The 17,525-nt window shown below is 63.0% G+C and carries 15 protein-coding genes; 6 read left to right on the top strand and 9 right to left on the bottom strand.

The genetic code is table 11. The features are described from left to right. The first annotated feature begins 1 nt into the window (after position 1). Entirely contained in the window at positions 2-787 is a 786-nt protein-coding gene (gene fhuF, locus J0663_RS24135) for a siderophore-iron reductase FhuF (protein ID WP_375337012.1), read from the top strand. A 1-nt stretch (position 788) separates the two neighbouring features. Here the strand turns inward: fhuF and J0663_RS24130 are convergent, their stop codons facing one another. Continuing rightward, entirely contained in the window at positions 789-1,691 is a 903-nt protein-coding gene (locus tag J0663_RS24130) for an AraC family transcriptional regulator (protein ID WP_207245451.1), read from the bottom strand. 95 nt (positions 1,692-1,786) lie between these two features. Between J0663_RS24130 and J0663_RS24125 the strand changes: the two genes are divergently transcribed. Beyond that, positions 1,787-2,536, top strand: coding sequence for an SDR family oxidoreductase (locus tag J0663_RS24125; protein WP_207245450.1), 750 nt, complete (start codon positions 1,787-1,789; stop codon positions 2,534-2,536). A gap of 10 nt (positions 2,537-2,546) precedes the next feature. On the opposite strand, the gene fhuB is transcribed toward J0663_RS24125, so the two are convergent. From fhuB to J0663_RS24110, 3 genes are read right to left on the bottom strand one after another with little or no spacing between them, the layout of a single operon-like run. Further along, a complete protein-coding gene (gene fhuB, locus J0663_RS24120) occupies positions 2,547-4,511 on the bottom strand; it encodes a Fe(3+)-hydroxamate ABC transporter permease FhuB (RefSeq protein ID WP_207245449.1) in 1,965 nt (654 codons plus the stop codon). Continuing rightward, on the bottom strand, positions 4,511-5,341 hold the full coding sequence (locus J0663_RS24115) for an iron-siderophore ABC transporter substrate-binding protein (RefSeq protein WP_207245476.1): 831 nt from the start codon (positions 5,339-5,341) through the stop codon (positions 4,511-4,513). Before J0663_RS24115 ends, fhuB begins: the two co-directional genes overlap by 1 nt. 32 nt (positions 5,342-5,373) lie before the next feature. Then, complete coding sequence (locus tag J0663_RS24110) at positions 5,374-5,865, bottom strand: GNAT family N-acetyltransferase (RefSeq protein ID WP_207245448.1); 492 nt, start codon at positions 5,863-5,865, stop codon at positions 5,374-5,376. A gap of 165 nt (positions 5,866-6,030) precedes the next feature. Between J0663_RS24110 and J0663_RS24105 the strand changes: the two genes are divergently transcribed. After that, positions 6,031-6,687, top strand: coding sequence for a sigma-70 family RNA polymerase sigma factor (locus tag J0663_RS24105; protein ID WP_207245447.1), 657 nt, complete (start codon positions 6,031-6,033; stop codon positions 6,685-6,687). Here the strand turns inward: J0663_RS24105 and J0663_RS24100 are convergent. Genes J0663_RS24100 through J0663_RS24090 form a run of 3 tightly spaced genes read right to left on the bottom strand, consistent with a single transcriptional unit; the run spans position 6,578 to position 10,180 of the window. Beyond that, positions 6,578-7,765, bottom strand: coding sequence for a PLP-dependent transferase (locus J0663_RS24100; RefSeq protein ID WP_207245446.1), 1,188 nt, complete (start codon positions 7,763-7,765; stop codon positions 6,578-6,580). The two genes, J0663_RS24105 and J0663_RS24100, sit on opposite strands and share 110 nt — an antisense overlap. Before the next feature lie 10 nt (positions 7,766-7,775). Continuing rightward, positions 7,776-9,194 (bottom strand): MATE family efflux transporter, encoded by a 1,419-nt coding sequence (locus J0663_RS24095; protein WP_207245445.1) that lies wholly within the window; start codon positions 9,192-9,194, stop codon positions 7,776-7,778. Next, on the bottom strand, positions 9,191-10,180 hold the full coding sequence (locus J0663_RS24090) for a GNAT family N-acetyltransferase (protein WP_207245444.1): 990 nt from the start codon (positions 10,178-10,180) through the stop codon (positions 9,191-9,193). Before J0663_RS24090 ends, J0663_RS24095 begins: the two co-directional genes overlap by 4 nt. 195 nt (positions 10,181-10,375) lie before the next feature. Between J0663_RS24090 and J0663_RS24085 the strand changes: the two genes are divergently transcribed. From J0663_RS24085 to J0663_RS24075, 3 genes are read left to right on the top strand one after another with little or no spacing between them, the layout of a single operon-like run. Continuing rightward, positions 10,376-10,594, top strand: coding sequence for an MbtH family protein (locus J0663_RS24085; protein WP_207245443.1), 219 nt, complete (start codon positions 10,376-10,378; stop codon positions 10,592-10,594). 17 nt (positions 10,595-10,611) lie between these two features. Beyond that, positions 10,612-14,604 (top strand): non-ribosomal peptide synthetase, encoded by a 3,993-nt coding sequence (locus J0663_RS24080; protein WP_207245442.1) that lies wholly within the window; start codon positions 10,612-10,614, stop codon positions 14,602-14,604. Further along, complete coding sequence (locus J0663_RS24075; RefSeq protein WP_207245441.1) at positions 14,601-15,959, top strand: lysine N(6)-hydroxylase/L-ornithine N(5)-oxygenase family protein; 1,359 nt, start codon at positions 14,601-14,603, stop codon at positions 15,957-15,959. Before J0663_RS24080 ends, J0663_RS24075 begins: the two co-directional genes overlap by 4 nt. Here the strand turns inward: J0663_RS24075 and J0663_RS24070 are convergent. Both J0663_RS24070 and J0663_RS24065 read right to left on the bottom strand, forming a co-directional pair. Beyond that, positions 15,932-16,651, bottom strand: coding sequence for a 4'-phosphopantetheinyl transferase family protein (locus J0663_RS24070; RefSeq protein ID WP_207245440.1), 720 nt, complete (start codon positions 16,649-16,651; stop codon positions 15,932-15,934). The two genes, J0663_RS24075 and J0663_RS24070, sit on opposite strands and share 28 nt — an antisense overlap. Before the next feature lie 69 nt (positions 16,652-16,720). Further along, positions 16,721-17,518 carry an ABC transporter ATP-binding protein gene (locus tag J0663_RS24065; RefSeq protein WP_207245439.1) on the bottom strand — a complete coding sequence of 266 codons (798 nt, stop codon included), beginning with the start codon at positions 17,516-17,518 and terminating at the stop codon, positions 16,721-16,723. Positions 17,519-17,525 lie beyond the last annotated feature (7 nt).

Genomic DNA, 17,525 nt, shown 5'->3' with positions numbered 1-17,525 from the left:
CATGGCGATGGAGAGGAACGGGGCATCAGAGCGTCCTTCGATTGCCGATCATTCTGTCGGCCATAAGACCGTCGACCTCGATGGCCTGGTGGGCGACGGCCCGTTCTCCTATTGCCGCGGCAAGCTGCTCAGTTCTCCCTCGCAGACCGGCCTGGTCGTTCCCTGCGGGAATCTCGGCGACCGCGACGTCTTTGACGGGATCATCGCCCGATATGCCCAGAAGTTTCCAGGCAGCGATCGCCGCGCGATCGTCTCCATGTGGACGCTCTATTATTTCAGCATGCTGACGATCGCGCCGAGCGTCCATATGTTCGTCAACCGCATCGCGCTGCCGATGGAGATCGATCGGATTTGGCTGGTCTGCAATGAGCAGACAGGCGAGCCGGAAGCATTCGTGATGTCCGGTCAGCCCGAAGTGACAAGCGATCCGGCCGGCGAGCTTCACCGGATGATGCTCGGCCACGCCGAGCCTGTCATCGCGGCGATCGCCACCAATGCCGGGGTCGCGCCGAAGCTTCTCTGGAACAATGTCGCTGCCTATCTCTCCTGGATTCTGAAAGAGATTGCTCATCGCCACGAGCCCGGCCTCGTTCAGGGCGGTCTGGCGCTGCTCGATGAAGCGCAATGGCCGGGCGGCGGTCGCAATCCGATGTTCGGCATGATCCGCATGGCGCGCCAGCAATGCGGCCTCGAATTCGCCCGCCGCAAAGTCTGCTGCCTGCGCTACAACCTACCAGGCGTTGGCGGCTGCGGCGAAGCCTGTCCGCTGCCGGACGGGCGGCATTGAATCAGACGGTCCTTATTTGCTCGGCATATCTAGACGGCCGCAAGCCGACAGAGCGCGTAAATGCCGTGCTGAACGCGCTTGCGGAGCCATAGCCGACGCGCTCGGCGATTTCCTGAATTCCGATATGCTCGTGCCTCAACAGATTTTTGGCGAGCGCCATGCGCCATGATATCAGATATTCCATTGGCGCCAGACCCACAGCACGCCGGAAGCGATTGAAAAACGCCGACCGCGACAGCGCAGCCTCGCCGGCAAGCTGTTCCACCGTCCATTCCATCGCGGGATTTTCATGCAGCCGACGAATGGCGAGCGAGAGGCGTCCATCGCTCAACCCCCGCAGGATTCCAAGCGGCGCAGTCTCCCCGTCCGTCGAGCGAAGCGCCTCGACAAGCAGCACTTCCAACAATCGAGCCAGGATCATGTTCTTTCCCGGCCGCTCCGCGCGCGCTTCGTCCGTGACAAGTTGAACGATCGCCGAAAGTCTGCTGTCGCCACGGATATGGATGATCCGCGGCAGCAGGGCGACCAGCAAGGCCGTATCAGGCGAGCCGAAGGCGAAATGGCCGACGAGCAATCGTGCATTCGGGACGCCTTCGGGATCGCCGTGCCGGGTTTCCTCGGCGAGCATCGTGACGGTGAGGGGATCGATGCCGCCCGATGACCCGTCGTCGAGGCTCCACATCGTGAATGCACGGGCAGCCGGGATCAGGATGAAGTCGCCTTCTAGGAGTGTGATCTGCTCGTCCTCAGCGCTCAACCGCGAAGAACCTTCCAGGACCACGCAGTAGAAAGGCTGACCTGTCTCCTGTCGCTCGACGCGCCACGTTCCTGCGCCGCTGACGAGCTTTGAATAGCGGGCAGCTGGCTGAAGCAGCGTGACCATATCCGCCAAAGGGTCGCTCATCGATACTCCTGATAATGAAAAAAGGACTATGCATGATATCCAGTCCCGATATCGCCGTCTACATCTATGGCCGTCAGCATAGATAGGAGACACATATGAAGACGGTTCTCGTTACAGGATGCTCATCTGGTTTCGGGCTGGAAATTGCCAGGTTCTTTCTCGCGCAGGGATGGAAGGTGATTGCCACCATGCGAACGCCACGCCAAGACCTTCTGCCGCCTTCGGACAATCTTGCGATCGTTGCGCTCGATGTCACGAGCCCCGAAAGTATCCGCGCTGCGGTTGAGGCCGCTGGCCCCGTGGATGTGCTGGTAAACAATGCCGGCATCGGTTGGCTCAACGCGGTCGAGGGAACGCCGATGGAGATCGCCCGCGATATTTTCGAGACGAACACGCTCGGAACAATCGCGATGACGCAGGCGGTTCTGCCGCAGATGCGGGCGCGCCAGGAAGGCGTCATCGTCAACGTCACGTCAAGCGTGACACTCAAGCCGCTTCCGCTCCTCTCGGTCTATACGGCGAGCAAAGCCGCGGTGAACGCGTTCACCGAATCTGTCGCGCTCGAGCTCGAGCCGTTCAATGTGCGTGTGAGGATCGTGCTTCCAGGACGCGCGCCAGAAACGCGGTTCGGCGATACGGCGCGCGCACGGATTCAACAAGAGGGTGGCTTCCCGGAAGCCTATTCGTCAGTTGTCGCAGAGGTGTTCGCATCCTGGGAGCAGCAGTCGGAGACCGCCTTGACACAGCCCGTCGACGTCGTCGAGGCGGTGTGGCGTGCTGCGACCGATCCTTCCTCTCCATTGCGCATCCCTGCAGGGGCCGATGCGGAAGCATTGGCAGGATGAAGGCGGCTTCTCATGGGCGCCGGCGCAGAAGGAAAAGCAGCATCGGGGCACCGACCAGGGCTGAAATCAATCCGGCTGGAACCTGATAGGGGAAGGCGATCATGCGGCCGGCCCAGTCGGCGATGACGAGCAGCGTCGCTCCGATCAGCGCTGCGGCGAGCAGTTGGGTTGGGGGACGGCGGAGGCCAAGCCCATGGGCAAGGTGCGGCGCCATCAGCCCGACGAAGCTCAAGGGGCCGACGACCAGCGTGGCGGCCGCTGTCATGATCGCCGAGAGCCCGAAGAGGACGCCGCGCGCCGGTGCTATCCTGAGGCCGAGTTCGCTCGCCGTCTCCGAGCCGAGCTGCAGCAGGGCAAGCCAGCGGCTTGCGAGAAAGGCCGCGATGAGACAGGCAAGAGCGATCAGCATGGCGCTTGCGGCAACGCTGTTGTCGACGAAATAGGTCGAGCCCGACATCCAGCGGATCAGCGCCAGGCCGCGCGGATCGCCGCTTGCCGCCAGCACGCCGATCCCGGCATCGAGGATCGCGCCGAAGGCGATGCCGGCGAGCAGCACGCGGTTCGGGCCGAAGCCTGAACGGGCGCTCAGGAGGAAGATCAGCAGCAGCACGCCAAGCGCGCCGCCGCCGGCAAAGGCAAGCTGGACCGTCAGGCCCGGCGCGGCGAAGGCGAACATGGCAGCCGCGACGCCGAGCGTGGCTCCGGCCGAAACGCCGAGCACCTCGGGACTTGCCATTTCGTTTCCGGTCAGCCGCTGCAGGATCAGTCCGGTCACGCCGAGCACGGTTCCGGCGCCAAAGGCGGCCGCGACGCGCGGCAGGCGAAGGGGAAGGATCTCATTCCACGCAGCGGCCGGCAGCCAGGTCCAGCTTCCGTCGGGTGCGCGGCCGAAGAAGATCGCGGCCGCTGCCAGCGCGGCGACCGAGACCAGCAGCAGGCCGAGGGGTGCCGTTCTGCCGGCGACGGCAACTCCTGGCGTAGCCATGCCCGGCAGCGCGCGGGTGGCAGTGGCAAGGCGTGGCAGAAGCGCAATCAGGATCGGTCCGCCGAGCAACGCGGTGACAGCCCCGGTCGGCACGAAATCGCCGGGAGCAAGGAGCTTGCTCGCCTCATCGGTCAGAAGAAGAAGGCCGGCGCCTGCTATGGGCGACCAGATCAACTGGCTGACGACCCGGCGTGCGCCGGCCAGCCGGACGATCTGCGGGGCGACCAGCCCGATGAAGCCGATGACGCCGACGGCGCTGGTGACGAGGGCGCTCAGTGCAATCGCAATCGCCAGGATAAAGCCGCGCGCCCATTTGATCGGCAGGCCGAGGCTCGCTGCGCCGGCATCTCCGAGCTGGCTCAGCGCCAGCGGTCTCGCGGCGAGGAAGGCGAGGCCGGCGAGGAGGGCGACCTTGGGCAGCAGCGACAGCGGGATCGCCCAGCTTTGCTGCGACAGAGACCCAGCGCCCCAGATGAAGATCCCGGAGAGATATTGATCGTTCATCAAGATCAGAATGGCCGCCGCCGCGCCGCACCACAGGCCGATGATCATGCCCGACAGGATGAGGGAGAAGGGCGAGAAACCGTGCCGGGCGCTGATCGAAAAAATGGCGAAGGCAGCAGCAGCACTTCCGGCAAGAGCGACCGCGTCGCGGCCCCACCCCGCCAGCGAGGGGAAGGCGAGCATGACAGAGACCAGCGCCAGATTGGCCCCGGCCGAAACGCCGAGCGTCGTTGGTGAAGCCAGCGGATTGCGCAGCACCTGTTGCAGGATCGTGCCCGACAGCGCAAGCGCGGCGCCGGTGATCAGGGCCGTGGCCATGCGCGGGAGCGTGGAGTAGAGGAGGAGAAGGTGCTGCGCATCGTATCCGCCTGATGTCTCCAGATGGGGCAGCGACGGGAGCAGGTCAAGGAGAGCCAGGCCCAGGCTAGAAAACAGCAGCAGCGACGCAAGCGCGGGCGCGCCGAAGCCGGAAATTTGCACTTTCATCAGGCCGCAGTCTCCAGAACTTCGACCATCAGGGTCGAAAAGCGCAGCGCTTCCTGGACCATTCCAAACATCAGAACGCCTGGAACGACCGAGATCCGCTGCCGCCGGACGAAGGGAAGGCTGGTCCAGAGCGGACTTTCGGAAAGTCGGGTCAGGACATCAGGCGGAAGCAGCGGCGAAACGACGACGAGATGGGCTTCTTCGTCGAGCTCGGCGAGCTGTTCCAGGCCGATCGTCTGAAATCCCCAGTAGCTCGCTTCGCCCTGCCAGGCATTTTCTAGGCCGATCCGGCCCATGGCACCGCCGTAAAGCCCGGGGCCGCCATAGATGCGCGCATGTCTCAGGTCGATGAAGTTGATGACGGCGACCGGTGGCGCCGACAGGCTTTTGATCCGGTCGCGCAGCCGGGCGAAGGTGGCGTCGGCGCGGGACAGAAATGCCTCCGCTTGCCTCTGCCGCCCAATCATGGCGCCGAGACGCAGCGTTTCCGAATAGGAGCGGTCGAGCGCCTCTCCGTTCTCGGCGTAGACGGTGAAGCTTTCCACCGGTGCGATCTGGGAGAGTTTTTCGTCCAGCGCGGCCAGGAAGGGCGTGCTGAGGATGAGCGATGGCCGGAGGCTGGTGAGGACTTCGAGATTGATCTCGGACGTGGTGCCGACATCGACGACGCCTGAGGGCATCGCCGGCTCGACCACCCATTCCGGCCAGTTCCTGAGGGAGGCGATTGCGCGCGGCACGCTGCCGAGCGCCAGCATCGTCGACGCCAGCCCGTAATCCAGCGAAACGATGTTGGCATCGCCCGCGCCCGCGATGGCCGGCGCGCCGGTCATTGCCAGAGCGCCGAGTAGAAAGTCTCGTCGTCTCAAAGCGCTGTCCTGCCTGGCTGCTTGTCCGTGAGCGGCTTGATCATGAACAGGCAAGGATGATCCTCGCGCCAGAATTTTGGAAAGACCTCGGCCTTGACGAAGCCGGTTCGGTCATAGAAGCGCCGCGTCGCCTCGAATTGCGGCTCATCGCGCCCGCGCGGCGCGAGCGTCTTGACCGTGAGCAGCCGGGCGCCCGCTTCCTGGGCGAAGCGTTCGGCCGCGTCGACGAGATGACGCCCGGCGCCGTGGCCGTGATATTCCGGTCGGGTCGCGATCAGCGCGATTTCGACGGCATCGGGCAGGTGCGGCTTTAGGGCGATCATCGCAGTGACGACATCGGCTTCGACATAGCCGAACACTGGCAGTTCCTCGACCGCCTGTGCACTTGCCTCGATGACTTCAGGTTCCGAAAACCAGTCTGGCAAGGCCCCCATGATCGATCGGCAAAGCTCTGCCTTGCCGGTCAGGATCTCGACTGTTTGTCCCATTTATTTCTCGCATTCGTTTGATCGATTTAAACTTGACTCTTGTTATCACCTTAAAATAGACACTGCAATCACATCGTGCACTTCCGCTTGAAAAAGGAGCGCCAAGGCCGAACCGACCAGCAACGACAGAGCCTGATTTTCCATTTGTAAAAAGGGTACAGGGCAATGCGAGCATCGCATCGTGATGTGAACGGAAATGCGGTTGTCAACGCGATGATCGAAAATAAGGAAAAACTCCTTAAAACGATTGAAAGCGTTGTCAAATCAAGGTCATATTCTGAGGATATATTTCAGGATGGCGTCATTAAAGCTTACGGGGTTAATGTCGAGGGTATTCGTTGCCCGATCGGTTACGCCTTCCGGATGGTTTATAACCTCGCCCTCGACGAGAGCCGCCGCCGACGCCAACAGTTGAACAACCATAGGTCGATAGATCAGATTCAGGAAATCACCGCTCCGATCCCCACCGTGCTCGATCAGCTGGTGGCCGCCGAGACCCTGCGTGATGTGCTTGCTTCGCTCGAGGCGCTGCCGAAGCGGACCAACGACGCCTTCATTCGCCATCGCCTGAATGGCGTGCCGCAGAAGGATATCGCGGCTGAACTCGGCGTCTCGAGGACGTTGGTCAATTTCATGATCAAGGCGGCGGAGCAGCATTGCCATTCGGCGATCACCGAACCCGCCCGCCCCGATCATGTACATCGGCAGGATGTTACCGCTGCGCGGCGTGCAGCGCCTGCTCAAGGTCGCTCCAAAGCAGTTCCGGTTCTTCCAGCCCAACTGCGAAACGAACCGTCTGCTCGCTCACGCCGAACCGGATGAAAGTGGTCATCCGGTCGGGGATCTGCAGTGCAACCTTGGCCGGAACAACCAGCGTTTCCGGTCCTCCCCAGCTGACGCCGAGACGGATCTCGCGAAGCGCATTGACGAAGCGCGCGACATCGATGTCGGGCGTGACGTCGAAGGCAAAGAGCCCGGCATATCCCGACAGCGTCGCCCGGCCGGGATGATCCTGAAAGGCCGGATGGCGGACGCGCGCAATGTCGGGATGCTGCTTCAGCCGGTCGGCGAGCAGAAGCCCGCTGCGCTCATGCTCCTTCAGCCGGACGCGAAGCGTCCGCATGCCGCGCAGCAGGAGCCAGGCCTCGAAGGGCGAGAGCTTGGCGCCGACATAGGGGTAGGAGGTCGAGTTGATTCTGGCGATCGCCTCGTTCGAGCCGACGACGACGCCGGCGACCGTATCGCTGTGGCCGCCGAGATATTTCGAGGCGGCGTGAATGACGATATCAACGCCGTGCTGGATCGGCTTCTGAAAGAGCGGCGTTGCCCAGGAATTGTCGATGAGGGTCGTCACACCGGCCTCTTTCGCCATGGCCGACAGCGCCACGATGTCCTGAAGCTCGAAGACGAAGGAGGAGGGATTTTCGAGATAGAGCAGCTTGGCGCCCGGCAGCGCCTTGCGCACCTCGTCATGGTCGGAAGGATCGACGAAATCCACCGTGACGCCGAGCCGGCCGAGCAGCTTCACCAGTAGGCGGTAGACATCATTATAGAGGTGGCGGACCGCAACGACCCGGTCGCCCGCTTCCACGAGGCTGAGAATGGTCGAAGTGATGGCGGCCGTTCCGCTCGAAAAGGCGCGCCCGTCTTCCGCGCCTTCGAGGCGGGCGACCAGCAGCTCGAATTCGCGGACGGTCGGATTGTCGCCGCGCGAATAGATGAAGTTGCGCGCCCGGCCGGCAAAGACATCCTCCATCGCCTCGTAACTGTCATAGGTGAAGAGCGACGTCTGGAAGATCGGCGGCGAGACGGCGTTGAAGGCCGCCGGATCGACGGGCGTGAAGAGATCGTCGGCGGCCGCATGGGCGCCAAGACCGCGTGGGCTGAACGACTGGTTCATAATAATCCTCTCATGGACAAAAGCGGGGATGGGGACGGATGGAGATCAGCCGGTCGGCCGAGCGGTGCCGGAGCGCGCCGAGCGACTGCGCCAGGCAGAAGCATGACAAGAGACCGGTGAGCGCCGAGGCCAGGAACATGGCTGCGAGCAGGCCGGAAAAACCGAAGAAGGGCGGCAGGAGAGCCAAGAGCGGAAAGAGAAGATATCCATTCTGCGCCAGGCCGATGATCACTGCGGCTTTCGGCCTGCCTTGCGCCTGGAAGAGGATCAGCACGGTTTGCCTGAGGCCGAACAGCAGGAAGGGAAGATGGGTTGCAATGATCGCCTGCCCAGCGATCGAAACCACGGATGCATCGTCGGTGAAATACGAGGCAAGGTGCTCGGAAAAGATGATCGCCATCAGCCCGTAGGCGCCGCCGACCGCACTTGTCACTGCTGTCAGCATGCGGGCTGCCGACAGCACTCGGTCGATATCCCCACGACCCCAGGCAAAGCTCAGGATGGACTGCGCCCCGAGCGAAATGCCGATGACAGGCAGCGCGCCGACGGCGAGCAGCCGCAGGGCGATCCCGACGCCGGCAATCCCGTCTTCACCGTGGTAGGTGCCGGCGATCGACAGCATCGTGGCGATTGCGCCCGCCGTTGCAAGGCTCGTCAGCGTCGTCGGCGCGCCCACTGCAAGAACCGGCCTGAGATGGCTAAGATCGGCGAACCGCCAGCCGAGCGACAGCCGGATCGTCCCAAGCCGCCTCGCATGGTAGGCGCCATAGATGCAGAGCGCCACGAGCTGGGAGAGGATCGTCGCGATAGCCACGCCCTGCAGGCCGAGACCGAAACCGAAGATCATGATCGGGTCGAGGATGATGTTCAGCGCGAAGCAGGCGACCAGCGTCCACATGCTGAAGCGGGCATTGCCCTCGGCGATCGCCAAAAAGTCGAGAATGATCTGCGCCATCGTCAGCGGTATCGAGAACGCGATAATGAGGAGATAATGCTGCGCAAGCGGCTCGATGGCGGCCGTGGCGCCGAACAGCATGAAAGAGGGAAAAGCGACGATCGCGATGGCGCTCGCCGCGCCGAAGGCGACGCCGGCGGCAAGGCTGACCGAGGCGAGGATGCCGGCTTTCGATCGGTTGCCGGCGCCGAGTGCGCGCCCGACCTCGGTCGCCGCGCCGACGCCGATGCCTTCGCCGAAGGCGGCGACGAGCATGAGGATCGGCAGCACGATCATGATCGCGGCGATCTGGTCTTCGCCGATCATGCCGAGGAAGATCATGTTGATAGTGTGATGCGCGGCATTGATCGACAGGCCGAACATCGCGGGCAGCCCAAGCCGCAGCAGCAGCCGGAAAAGCTGCGGGCTGGCAAGATCCTCCGGTGCAAGCCGCCGTTTCCGGAGGCTGCTGCTCATCTCGCTCATGTCGTTCATGATGCGGGAACCCAGAGATGATCGCCGAAGAAGCGTTCGCGGCTCAGCATCACCAAGAGCGCCCGCTTGTGTGGAAAGTCGAAATGCTTGACCTTGGCAAAGCCCGAGCGGTCGAGGTTGCGGATCTGCTGCTCATGGCTGGCGCGCGGCTCGCCGACGATGCGCTTGGTGCGGGGATCGTCGAGGAAGATGAAATGCATCAGCGAGGGAAGCCAGGCGCTGATCCACTTCTTGCCGCGATAATCGGGCTCGCCGATCGCGACATGCCAGCCGCGATCGTAATCGTCGGCGTCGTAGAAGGGGCCGAGCCGGTTTTCTTTGGCCCAGTAGACTTCGAAATAGCCGAAGGGAATGTCCGCGAAACTGCCGATCAGCGGCAGGATATGCGGATCGGCGATCCTTTCCTCCAGGATCTCCCGGTGCTTGTTGATGGAGCCCGCATCCTCCCAGATCGTGTTGACCTGCTCGTCGTTCATCCAGCGATGGAAGACCGCAAGATCGGTTTCGGGATCGGCGACCCTGAAGGTGATATCCCGCTCCAGCCAGGGGATGAAGCGCTGGTAGACCGTGCCCTTCGGCTTTGCCGGTCGGCGCGGATGATAGCGGCCCGCGGTCATCTTCTGCACGGGCGGCAGCGGATAGGAAAGCTGCGGCAGCCACAGCGAGGGCCATTGCCAGAGGATCTCGGACTCGAGCCTTCCGCCGACGCCTGAAATGTGCCGGGGAAGGCTCATCTGATGGCCTTCGAAGGCGACCGATTTGATCGAGCGATCCTGTGCCGTCACCGCTTCGGCGGCCGCCATCAGAAGCTCCGCCGATTGCGGGGAATCGCCGTGGTAGAAAGTGACCGTTGCGGCGCCGGCCTCGACCTCGAAGGCGGCTTCGTGGAGCCCGTGCACGGTCTTCAAGTGGATGAGATTGGGGGCAAGGCTGACATAGCTGCGCGCCTGCAGAGCCTGCCTTTGTTTAGCGGCGTCGAAATCCATGATGTTCTCCTTGATCGGCAAGGCTTTTCGATGCTGCGAGCATGAAGCCCGCTCCTATGCCGATTTGGTAGAATGACGATCCATCTCCGGCTGGATTTAGGGTCGGGAGAAGAAAAAAATTCTCAACAATCTTCTAAACTGGGGCTGGCGGGATCCGTCATTTGCGCATGACGTCAATCACGGCAGGAGCCTTCAATGGATAATCTCGAGCCCGGCGACGATCTCTGGATCGTCGTCCACGACACCGAGCATCACTACTCGGTCTGGCCGCAGGACAAGCGGATTCCGGTGAGCTGGCAGCCCGCGGGCTTTGCCGGTTCGCGCCAGGAGTGCCTGGCGCATATCCGCGCCATCTGGGCCGATCCGCGCCCGCTCTCCCTGCGCTCGGCAATGGCCGGCGATGCGCGTCTCTGAAACATCCGGATGACAAGATGAACAAGCAGATCACCAATTTCGCCGGTGCCCGCCCGACAGATGCGGCTGTGGACGCAGTCTTCGAAAGCTTTCCGCTGACGATCGCGCAGAAGCGTATCTGGTCGCTGGAGCAGATCGGCAATTACACGGTCTTTCCCGACCAGGTCATCGGGCTGCGATTGGGCGCCGCGATCGACGTCGAGACGATTGCCGGCGCCTGCCGCGCGCTCGTGGCTCAGCATCCGTCGCTCACCACCCGCTTCCGCCGGCTGGCGGGCGGCCGCATCGAGCAATATCGCGGTGCATCGAACGCCGTGCCGACCGAAATCCTCGGAAAAGAAGGAGCCGCTCTTTCCGAGACTGATGCGTTGGCCGCGCGGAAAGCCTTCCGCAACAGACGCTTCGATCTCCTGGAAGGGCCAGGCGCGCGCATCCAGATCATCCCGCTTGCTGATGGTCAGTCGCTGCTGACGATCGTGCTGCATCCGATCATTTGCGACGATCGCGAAAAATCCGTTCTTGCCGGTTCCCTGGCGCGAATTCTCGACGGCGAACCCGCCGGCAATATGCAGGCGGCGGAAATCTCGGCCGGAACGCGGGAGGAAGAATGGCTGGAGACGGACGAGGCGCGCGAAGCGCTTGCCTATTGGCGCGAGACCATCGGTCTCGACTATGCGGCCTCGACTTTTCCCACCCGCTTCAACAGCGGCGGGCTTGCCGGCGTGGCGCGCGCCGAGCATCGGTTTGTGATCAAGCCCGAACTCTGGAACAAGCTCGAACGGCATGCGGGGAAAAAGGGATATCAGGTCAAGCGTGTGCTTCACGCCGCCTTCTGGGCGCTGCTGGCGCGCTACAGTGGCAATTATGCTTTGCTGACAGGCCTTCTGGTCGCGCGGCCGGGCACGGAGCATTTCGCCAGCCGCGGCCGTGCCGAACAGGTCCTTCCTCTCGTTCTGCCGCTCGCCTCTAGACTTTCCCTCGACGACCTCGTCGCGGCGATCTCTTCGGTGACGGAGGAGGGGCTTCGCCGGCTCGTGCCGCTGGAGCGCATCACACAGGAATTGGTGGTCGACGAGGCCGCCGCACAGGAAGCCGTGGTCAAGGCGCTGTTCGAATTTCGCGAATCCTATCCGGTCGCGAGAGAGGCTGCGAATCTGGAGCCACTAGGTCCGCGCGCCGACAGCGAGTTTTCCCTGGTGATCGAGGCGCGTCCCGACGGGAGCGCATCGGGGCTGATCGACTATGCCCAGGACCTTTACGACGGCGCGCTGATCGCCCGTGTCGCCAGGCATTTCGGCCTGGTGCTCGAGCAGATCGTCGCGCAGCCTGATCTCAGGATCAAGGACATCGAACTCGTCGGCAGCGACGAACTCGACTGGTTGTCGGCGCCCTACGAGGATGACGTCATCAACGACGACCGGCCGGTCCACGAGCTGATATCGGCCCATTCGCGCCGGACGCCAGAGAAGACGGCGATCGTCTATGGCGACGAGGAATGGAGCCATGGCTGGCTGGAGGCGAGCACCAATCGCCTTGGGCATCGGCTGCGGCAGCTCGGCGTTCGCGCCGAGGTGACGGTCGCGATCTTTATCAAGCGTTCGCCGGAAGCAATCGTCGGCATCCTCGCCACGCTGAAGGCCGGCGGCGCCTACATCCCCGTCGAGCCCGACCACCCGGCGGTGCGCAACCACCATATCCTGCGCGACGGCGGGGTGAAGATCGTTCTCACCCATAGCTGGCTGCGTCATCGTCTGCCGGAGGAACTCGACGCCATCGTCCTCGAACTCGACAAGCTCGATCTCGACGGCGAGCCGGAGACGCCGCTCTATGTTCCGATCCATAAGGATCAGCTCGCTTACGTCATGTACACCTCCGGATCGACCGGACTGCCGAAGGGTGTCGCCGTCGAGCATGGCCCGCTGACCCACCATCTGCAGAATACCTCACGCGTCTACGGCATGAGCTCGGAATCCCGTGAGCTGCCATTCCTGCCCTTCAGCTCGGACGGCGGCCATGAGCGCTGGATGAACCCGCTGATGGAAGGCGGCAGCATTATCCTTCCCGACCAGCCGCTGTGGACGCCGGAAGAGACGCTGACGGCGATGCGCAAACACGGCGCCAACAATGCGAGCATTCCCACAACCTATCTGCAGCAGCTGGCGGAATGGGCCGACATTACGGACGGCGCGCCGCCGATGCGGCTCTATTCCTTCGGCGGCGAGGGGCTGGCGCAATCGACCTTCGACCTTCTGTCGCGGGCGCTGAAATCGGAATGGCTGATCAACGGCTACGGTCCCACTGAAACGATCATGACACCAATGGTCTGGAAGGTGAGAGCCGGCACGAAATTCCAGGGCGTCTATGCCCCGCTCGGCCGTGCCGTTGGTTTGAGGCGCGTCTATGTGCTCGACCCCGACCTCAACCTGTGCCCGATCGGCGTAACCGGCGAACTTTATATCGGCGGTGAGGGCATCGCCCGCGGCTATCTCGGCAAGCCTGATACGACGGCGGACCGCTTCATCCCCGATCCGTTCTCGAAAGAGGGCGGCCGGCTTTACCGCTCCGGTGATCTGACGCGCTGGCGTGAGGACGGAACCGTCGAATTCGTCGGCCGCGTCGACCATCAGGTGAAACTGCGCGGTTACCGCATCGAGCTCGGCGAGATCGAAGCGGCTCTGCTCCAGCAGCCGGGCGTCGGTGAAGCCCTGGTGGTACTGCGAGACGACGATGCCGGTGAGAAAGCGCTGGTTGCCTATGTCGTTTCGAAGAAGGACGACAAGCTTGACGTCGAGACGGTCCGCGCGGGCCTGGAACGCAGCCTGCCGTCCTACATGGTGCCGGCCGCCGTGGTCGAACTCGATAAGATGCCGACCAATCCGAACAGCAAGCTCGACCGCTTCGCGCTGCCGGCGCCGCAGCCGGTCAAGCGCGCCATCGTCGAGCCGGCGACTGGGCTCGAAGAAGAGGTGCTGGATGTCTGGCGCCAGGTTCTGAAGCTGGAGGCAATCAGCGTCGAGGATAATTTCTTCGCGATCGGCGGCAATTCGCTGGGAGCGATCCGCATCCTGTCGCTACTCCGGCAGCGCCGTCCGAAGGTTCCGCTCACCGTCGCCGATATCTTCAACAACCCGACCATTCGCGCCTTTGCCGGCGTGATGGAGCAGGGAAAGGAGCGTGATCTCTCCGAAGTGATCGTGCTGCGCTCCTCCGGCGCCAAGCCGCGGCTCTATTGCTTCCCCGGGCTGCTCGTCAGCACGCGCGAATATGTGAAGCTCGTCGATTATCTCGGAGCCGACCAGCCAGCGACCGGCTTCATTTGCCACTCGCTGTCAGAGAAGAAGGAAGTTGGCGCGCCGATCGAAGAGATCATCGAGAGCTATGTCGATTATATCCGGACGCACAGCAGGGGCGCGCCCTGCTACTTCCTCGGCTGGTCCTGGGGCGGGCTTCTGGCCTATGAGGCTGCCCGCACGCTGGGCAACGAGGTCAACGTCAGGATGATGGCGATGGTCGACGTTTGCGACCTCGGATCGGAATTTGCGATCGGCGCCAAGCCGCGCTTCCGGCCCGGCGAGCGCGACGCGCTTCACCGCGACGTGCAGGCATGGCTGCAAAAGACGGCGATGCGGCCCGAATGGGACAGGCTGCTTTCAACGATGGACGCCGATACCTATGAGCAGTTCCTGCGCTTCGTCGGCGATGAGAAGGACCCGCTTCCCACGGACGGGCCTGATATCAGCAGCCGCGAGCATACATTCTGGGTGCTGATCGACAATGCCCTGATCTTCCGCAAGCATCGGCTCGTTCCCCACGATGTGCCCATCTATCCCTGGGCAGCCGACGACAGCCTCAATCGCGGCCTCAACCTGATCGATTGGCGCCGCCTGTCGCCGCGCGCACACGCGGCCGAGATCATCACCGGCACCAACCATCTGCACATGATCGGGTCTCCCGCCTTCCACTCAAGGCTTGCCCTGCGTCTCAAGGAAACAGAGAAGGATAACGCATGACCGTCGCATTTACCCGAAGGGATGCCCTGAACGAGCCGCTCGATGTTGCCGGCATCGGTATCGGTCCTTCCAATCTGAGCCTTGCGTGCCTGCTGGAGTCGGTGCCTGAGGTCCGCAGCCGCTTCTTCGAGCGCCGCGGCTCCTTCGACTGGCATCCCGGCATGATGATGCCCGGCGTCGAGCTGCAGTCGTCGTTCCTGAAGGACCTCGTCACCCCGGTCCTGCCAACCAGCCCATGGTCCTTCATCTCCTACCTCGTGGCCCATAAGCGGCTCTACGCCTTCCTGAACGCCAATTATGAAGCCGTTCCCCGGCAGGAGTTCGCGCGTTATCTCGCCTGGGTCGCCAGGGGCGTGGAGGGTCTGCGCTTCTCCGCCGAGATCCGCGATGTCGAACACCGCGACGACCGCTTCGTCCTGCGCTTCGACAACGGCCAGGAGGAAGCGCGCAACCTGGTGATCGGCACCGGCTCTTCGCCCTTCGTGCCCGACTGGGCGAAGCCCTTCCTGGGTGCCGATTGCTTCCACAACAGCGAGGCGAAATCGCGTCTCAGCGATCTCAACGCCGCCCGCATCGTCGTGGTCGGCGGCGGCCAGAGCGGTGGCGAGGTGGTCGAGGCGCTGCTTGGGGATCCCGGTTTGATGACGGAGCTGACCTGGATCAGCCGGCGCCATAATTTCGAGCCGATCAACGACACGCCGTTTTCGAACCAGGTGTTCTCGCCGGAATATGTGCAGGCCTATCTGAAGCTCAGCGGCGAACAGAAGCAGGCGGCCCTGAAAAACTCGATCCTGACCAGCGACGGCCTGTCGGTCTCGACGATCCACTCGATCTACCGCCGCCTCTACGCGCTGCGTTATCTCGAGCCGGGCTCGCTCAACGCGTCCCTGTCGCCGAACCGCGATGTGATCCAGATGGAGCGGAACGGCAATGCCTATCGGCTCATCGTACGAAACCACTTCGACGGCGGAATAGAGGTGCTTCATGCCGATGCCGTGGTGCTCGCGACCGGCTACAGGTTCCGATTGCCGGATGCGCTGGCCTCGCTCGGCGAAAGGATAAGCCTCGACAGAAACGGCTATCCCAGCCTCAACGACGACTACACCATGCAGTGGACCGGTCCGAGAACCAACCGGCTGTTTGCGCAGAATGCCGGCCGATATTCGCACGGCATCGCCGACTCGCAGCTCAGCCTCATGGCCTGGCGCAGCGCCGCCATCGTCAATACGCTTCTCGGCCGCCAGCATTTCGATACCGAACCCGACAATGCGCAGCTGGTCTGGGCGACGGAGACTGCATCGGCCATGCCGCATCAGCTCCGGGCGAGCTATTCGGACTCCGTGCTGTCGTCCTGAAACAGGCGCACATCAATGGCGGGGAGCCCTGATCGGGAGCAGACAGCCAGTGCAGCGACGTGCTGGCTGCCGCTCTCGATCAGGCGGTGAAACCAGCGCCCGTCGCGCTCGCCATTGTGGGCCGCGACGGGAAGGCCGTTCTCCCAGGCGAAGGCGACATTGCGGGGATCTTCGCGCAGCCCAATGCCGAGCGCCTTCAGATGACTCTCCTTGAAGGTCCAAAGTTCAACGGCGGCGCGCGCACGCTCGCTCGCAGGCAATTCACCGAGCCAACCTCGTTCGCCCGGGCTGCAATAGCTCTCTAAAGCTGCCGCTTCGATCTCGGTATCGATACGCTCGCAGTCTATTCCGATGTGCTCGCAGCCCGAAGCGACGGCGACCGCCACGAGCCCGTCAGCATTGGCGAGACTGAATCGTGGGGCATCACGACGGTCGAGTGTCAGCCTGCCGTACTCGTCTGCAACCAGCGCAACCTCGCTCGGCCGGATGCCGGCATGCGCGCTCAACATTCGCCGCAGGAGATAGCGGCCGGCGATGAACGAGGTCCGATCCCGGTCGAATCGATAGCGAGCGGCGCGCTCCAGCTCATCCGGTGGAAGCGACCGTATCCAGCGGTTACGGTCACCCTCGTTCTTCGGATACGGCCAGAGCGCGACATCAATGGCTGCCGGTTGATTTTCTGATTGCTGCATGGAGCCAGTATGCGTGCCACGGCCCGATTGGCAATCAGGCCGCGGTTATATCTGCAATTGCTGCGGGACCTATTCCGCGGCTTCGATGAAGCGGTGACGTTCGTAGAGAAACTTCAGCACGGCCTGGCGGCATTTGAGGTAAGTCCGGTCGGAGGCGAGTTCGATGCGATTGCGCGGACGGGACATGATCACATCGAGCACTTCGCCGATGCGGGCCGCCGGGCCATTGGTCATCATTACGATGCGGTCGGACAGCAGCACCGCCTCATCGACATCATGGGTGATCATCACCATCGTGTTGCCGAGCCGGCTATGGATCTCCATCACTGCGTCCTGAAGATGGGCGCGGGTCAGCGCGTCGAGCGCGCCGAACGGCTCGTCGAGGAGCAGGATCTTCGGCTCCATTGAAAGCGCGCGGGCAATCCCGACACGCTGCTTCATGCCACCTGAAATTTCCGAAGGCCGCTTGTCCTTGGCATGCGCCATCTGCACGAGGTCGAGATTGGCCATGACCCAGTCATGGCGCTCGCTCTTGGTCTTCGTTCGGCTGAAGACTTTGGAGACGGCGAGGTTGACGTTCTCGTAGACCGTCAGCCAAGGCAGGAGCGAGTGGTTCTGGAAGACGACGGCGCGTTCCGGACCTGGCTCGTTGACCTCGCGATTTTCAAGGAGCACGGCACCTGCCGAAACCGGGGTCAGGCCGGCGATGAGGTTGAGCAAGGTAGACTTGCCGCAACCCGAATGGCCGATGATCGAGACGAACTCGCCTTCGGAAATTGTCAGGTTGATGTCCTTCAGAACCTCGGCGCGCACGCCGCCGCGGTCGAAATGCTTGTCGATACGGTCGAGCTTCAGATAGGCGTTCATAAGTCGC

Origin of the sequence: Rhizobium lentis, assembly GCF_017352135.1 — a bacterium.
Classification (GTDB): domain Bacteria; phylum Pseudomonadota; class Alphaproteobacteria; order Rhizobiales; family Rhizobiaceae; genus Rhizobium; species Rhizobium lentis.
The sequence above is the reverse complement of the archived record's forward strand: the minus strand, read 5'-3'. Positions and strand labels throughout refer to the sequence as shown.

What these genes read in the sequence shown, in the direction of transcription:
- fhuF (WP_375337012.1), top strand. Translation starts at nt 2, where the DNA reads ATGGCGATGGAGAGGAACGGGGCATCAGAGCGTCCTTCGATTGCCGAT.
- J0663_RS24130 (WP_207245451.1), bottom strand. Translation starts at nt 1,691, where the DNA reads ATGAGCGACCCTTTGGCGGATATGGTCACGCTGCTTCAGCCAGCTGCC.
- J0663_RS24125 (WP_207245450.1), top strand. Translation starts at nt 1,787, where the DNA reads ATGAAGACGGTTCTCGTTACAGGATGCTCATCTGGTTTCGGGCTGGAA.
- fhuB (WP_207245449.1), bottom strand. Translation starts at nt 4,511, where the DNA reads ATGAAAGTGCAAATTTCCGGCTTCGGCGCGCCCGCGCTTGCGTCGCTG.
- J0663_RS24115 (WP_207245476.1), bottom strand. Translation starts at nt 5,341, where the DNA reads ATGACCGGCGCGCCGGCCATCGCGGGCGCGGGCGATGCCAACATCGTT.
- J0663_RS24110 (WP_207245448.1), bottom strand. Translation starts at nt 5,865, where the DNA reads ATGGGACAAACAGTCGAGATCCTGACCGGCAAGGCAGAGCTTTGCCGA.
- J0663_RS24105 (WP_207245447.1), top strand. Translation starts at nt 6,031, where the DNA reads ATGCGAGCATCGCATCGTGATGTGAACGGAAATGCGGTTGTCAACGCG.
- J0663_RS24100 (WP_207245446.1), bottom strand. Translation starts at nt 7,765, where the DNA reads ATGAACCAGTCGTTCAGCCCACGCGGTCTTGGCGCCCATGCGGCCGCC.
- J0663_RS24095 (WP_207245445.1), bottom strand. Translation starts at nt 9,194, where the DNA reads ATGAACGACATGAGCGAGATGAGCAGCAGCCTCCGGAAACGGCGGCTT.
- J0663_RS24090 (WP_207245444.1), bottom strand. Translation starts at nt 10,180, where the DNA reads ATGGATTTCGACGCCGCTAAACAAAGGCAGGCTCTGCAGGCGCGCAGC.
- J0663_RS24085 (WP_207245443.1), top strand. Translation starts at nt 10,376, where the DNA reads ATGGATAATCTCGAGCCCGGCGACGATCTCTGGATCGTCGTCCACGAC.
- J0663_RS24080 (WP_207245442.1), top strand. Translation starts at nt 10,612, where the DNA reads ATGAACAAGCAGATCACCAATTTCGCCGGTGCCCGCCCGACAGATGCG.
- J0663_RS24075 (WP_207245441.1), top strand. Translation starts at nt 14,601, where the DNA reads ATGACCGTCGCATTTACCCGAAGGGATGCCCTGAACGAGCCGCTCGAT.
- J0663_RS24070 (WP_207245440.1), bottom strand. Translation starts at nt 16,651, where the DNA reads ATGCAGCAATCAGAAAATCAACCGGCAGCCATTGATGTCGCGCTCTGG.
- J0663_RS24065 (WP_207245439.1), bottom strand. Translation starts at nt 17,518, where the DNA reads ATGAACGCCTATCTGAAGCTCGACCGTATCGACAAGCATTTCGACCGC.